Source organism: Cupriavidus sp. FW305-46 (assembly GCF_058787075.1).
In genome coordinates this window covers 23,484-27,164 of the sequence record NZ_JBYSZI010000073.1, presented here as the reverse complement: position 1 = coordinate 27,164, position 3,681 = coordinate 23,484, and the positions used below count along the sequence as shown (strand labels likewise).

Genomic DNA, 3,681 nt, shown 5'->3' with positions numbered 1-3,681 from the left:
GGGGGTCGGGGGGGCGGGGCGGGGGTCGGCGAACTCGCGGGCGCCGGAAGAGCGGCCGGCGGGCAGCACCAGTTCGATGCGCACGCCGTGGCCGGGGCGGGCCTGCACGTGCAGCTGCGCCCCCAGCCGCGCCGCGCGCTCGCGCATGATGTTCAGGCCGATATGCGCTTCGGCGCGCGTGGCGATTTCCTCCGGATCGAAGCCCTCGCCGTCGTCCTGCACCACCAGCCGGAAATCGCGGCCGTGGCTGAGTGCCACCGCCACGTGCCCCGCCATGGCGTGCTTGCGCACATTGGAGAGCGCCTCCTGCAGGATGAACAGCACCTGCAGCTGCTGCTCCGGCGCCAGCGGCCAGGCGCCGCCGCTCTCGTCAATGGCGAGCGTGGCCTCGGTGCGGCACTGGCGCCGGAAGCGGCCCACGGTCTCTTCCACCGCCGGTCGCAGCTCGCCGGTGCCGAGCCGCGAGCGGAAGTTGTTCAGCAGTTCGCGCACATCCTGGTAGCTCTCTTCCACGCCGTGGCGCAGCATCGGCACGATCTCGCGGGTCTCGGCCAGGTCGTCGCGCTCGACCGCGGCGTCCAGCAGCTGCACCTGCAGGTTCAGGTAGTTCAGGCCCTGGGCAATGCTGTCGTGCAGGCCCTGCGCCACCAGGTTGCGCTCTTCCACCACCGCCAGCTGGCGCGCGGTCGCGGACAGGCGCAGGTGTTCCAGCGCGGTGCCAAGGTGCTGGCCCAGTGTTTCCAGCATCTGGCGGTCTGACGGGGGCAGCGCGCGCGGCGTGCGGAAGTGCAGCGCGAACACGCCGGTGGCGCCGCGCTGGCTTTCGATGCGGAAGGCCGCCAGCGACTGGAAGCCGTTGCGGCTGCAGGGCGTGACATCCCCTGCGGCGCCCTGGCGCTGCGCCGCGCGCAGGTCGACGATGGCGACCACGGCCTCGCGCGTGGCGTCGCCGCAATGGCAGGCGTTGGCCGCCGCGCAGGATTCGGATTCGGCCAGCGCCGCCGGCAGGCCGGCGGCTGCCAGCAGGTGCATCCTGCCGTGGCGGCTGTCCAGCACGCGCACGCTGCCGCCATTGGCATCGAACTGGCGCATCACGCGTTCCAGGAAGCCGCGCGCCATGGCCTCGGCATCGGCGGCCTGGTTCAGGAAGGCGGCCATGTCGTAGAGCGTCTCCAGGTCGCGGTTCTGGCGTTCCAGCTCGGCGGTCTTCTGCGCCACGCGCGTCTCCAGGTCGTGGTACAGCCCCTGCAGTTCGCCGGCCATGCGGTTGAAGCCTTCGCTGAGGGTGCCGAACTCGTCGCGGCTTTCCACCGGCAGGCGCAGCGAGAACTCGCGCGCGGCCATGCGCCGCAGGCCGTCCTGCAGCCGCAGCACCGGCAGGATGATCCACAGGTAGAGCAGGTAGATCACGGCCACGGTGCCGACGCAGGCCATTGCCGCCAGCGCGATCTGCGACAAGCGCAGCCAGTCGGTCTTGCGCGCGCTGTCATGCTCGATCATGCCGACCAGGCGATCGGCCTGCGCGACGAAGCCGGGCAGTGCGGCGATATAGCGTGCCGGGGCGGCGGCGTCGCCCGTTCCGGCTACCGCCAGCGGGCGCAGCCGTTGTTGCCAGCCCTGCGTGACGCGGGTCATCTGGGCATGGATGGCGGGTTCGTCCGGCAGGAACAGCGGGCGCGCCGCGTCGCCTTTCCTGAGCAGGGCCAGCGTGGCGTCCAGCGCCTGCACCTGCTCGGCCAGTGCATTGTCCTGGCCTGCCTGTGCCAGCGTCAGTTCGATCGCCACGCGGTTGGCGCGCATGCGCAGGCTGCCGGCGTCATTGATGGCGGCACCCGCGCCTTCCAGCTTCCATGACAGCCACAGCGTGCCGGCAATCATGCCCAGCACCACCAGCAGCACGGCCAGCGAGAGCGAGATGATGCGGGTGGAGAGGCGGTCGCGCAGCGCCGGCAGGCCGGCAGCGCGGGAGTCCGCCGCGGCGCTGGCGGCTGGAGGATCGGTTCGGAACATGGCGGTATCGGGGGCTACCAGTCGGGGGAAGCCGGGTGGTGGCCCGGCGGCCGGCGCGTGCATGGCTGCGCGCTGGCATCGAGGGCAATTTTCCCTGCGCAGCACGCGGGGCTTCCTGCGCAAGATCAAGAAAACCCGGCTTCGGCGTCTGGCATGTGCGGCCGGCGGCGCATCGGCTTGTCAATTGCGGGGAATGCCGCCCACACACCAGGCCTGTCACGTCGTGACATATCGCTCCCACCGCATGGCGCGGGGATACATCGTCGGACTTGGCTGCGGTCAAATCCACACGACTTGCCCTGGCCTAGCATCCGGTCAACATTGATGAGGAGAGGCGAGGCGTGAAGGCAGCCAGTTTCGACTATGAACGCGCCCCGCGCCTGGCAGTGGTGTTCGGCTGCCTGATGCCGGCGCCGTGGCTTGGCGCCGCGGCCGGGGTATTGCTTGCTGCCGGTCCCCCCGGCGGCTTGCCGGACCGCTTTGCGCCACTGGCGCTGGTGGCGGTCCATGTGCTGGCGCTGGGCATGCTGCTGCCGGTCATGGTGGGCGCGCTGTTCCAGATGATGCCGGTGGTGGCCGGCGTGGCCGTGCCGGGTGCGGGGCTGCTTGCGCCGTTCATGGCCGCGGCCGGCGCGGGCGTGGCCACCGCCCTGGCCATCGGCCTGCTCGGCGGCGAACCTGTGGCGATGCAGGCGGCGGCGGCCGTGGCGGTGATCCTGTTGCTGGCCGGCGCCATTCTGCTGGCTGCGGGCCGGCGCGTGGCCGCAGTGGATGCCACCACGCGCACCCTTGCCGGCATCGGCGCGCCGCTGATGGTCGCGGTGCTGTGCGGCATGGTGCTGGCCGGCGCCTTCGGCGGCTGGTGGCGCGTGCCGGTGGCGCGCTGGCTCGGCCTGCATATGGCGTGGGCGCTGGGTGGCTGGCTGGCCGCGCTGGTGACCGGCGTGGCCACCACTGTGCTGCCGATGTTCTGGCAGTCGCCGCGCCTGCCGGCGGCGATCGGGCGCTGGCTGCCCATGGCGCACTGGTTGCCGCTGGCGCTGTTCAGCGCCGCGGCAATGCTGTGGCCGGATCACCGGGCACTGGCGCATGGCGTGCTGCTCGTGTGGCTGGCGTTCGTGGCGGTGGTGGGCGCGTGCGGGCTGGCCGGCACGCTGTGCGCGCGGCGGCGCCATGATCCGCTGTGGCTGCTCTGGCCGGTGGCATGCGCCAGCATGGCAGGCGCGGCGCTGCTGGGGGCGGCGGCCGTGGTGCTGCCCGCCGCCGGGCTGCCGCTGGCATGGTGGGCCGGCACCATGGCGCTGGTCGGCGTGGGCGTGCTGCCGGTCACGGCCATGCTCGGCAAGATCGTGCCGTTCCTGGCCTGGCTGCACCTGCGCCGGCTGCTGCCGCCGCGCGCGCGGGTGCCGGCCATGCAGGCCATCATCGTGCCGGGCCGGCAACGGCGGCAGGCGTGGCTGCTGCTGGCTGCCTACGTCCTGCTGCTGGCGGTGCCGCTGGCGCCGGCGCCGCTGGCCCGCGCTGGCGGCGTGCTGCTGGCGGGGGCCAATGCGTGGCTGGGGTGGCAACTGCTGGGAGCGTTGCGATGCATGCGGGAGATGAGGAAGCGCGGCGGATTACCGCCGCGCATTGCTGACAAGGTTTCCATGCCGCCGGTTTGCTCCCCTCTCC

At 72.3% G+C, this 3,681-nt stretch carries 2 protein-coding genes; one reads left to right on the top strand and one right to left on the bottom strand.

Going from position 1 to position 3,681, the window contains the following annotated elements:
* A partial coding sequence (locus AC3WON_RS27105; RefSeq protein ID WP_492353115.1) for a type IV pili methyl-accepting chemotaxis transducer N-terminal domain-containing protein occupies window positions 1–2,010 on the bottom strand: 2,010 nt, incomplete at its 3' end.
* A 341-nt stretch (window positions 2,011–2,351) separates the two neighbouring features.
* On the opposite strand from AC3WON_RS27105, the gene AC3WON_RS27100 reads away from it, so the two are divergent.
* A partial coding sequence (locus tag AC3WON_RS27100; RefSeq protein WP_492353114.1) for a hypothetical protein occupies window positions 2,352–3,681 on the top strand: 1,330 nt, incomplete at its 3' end.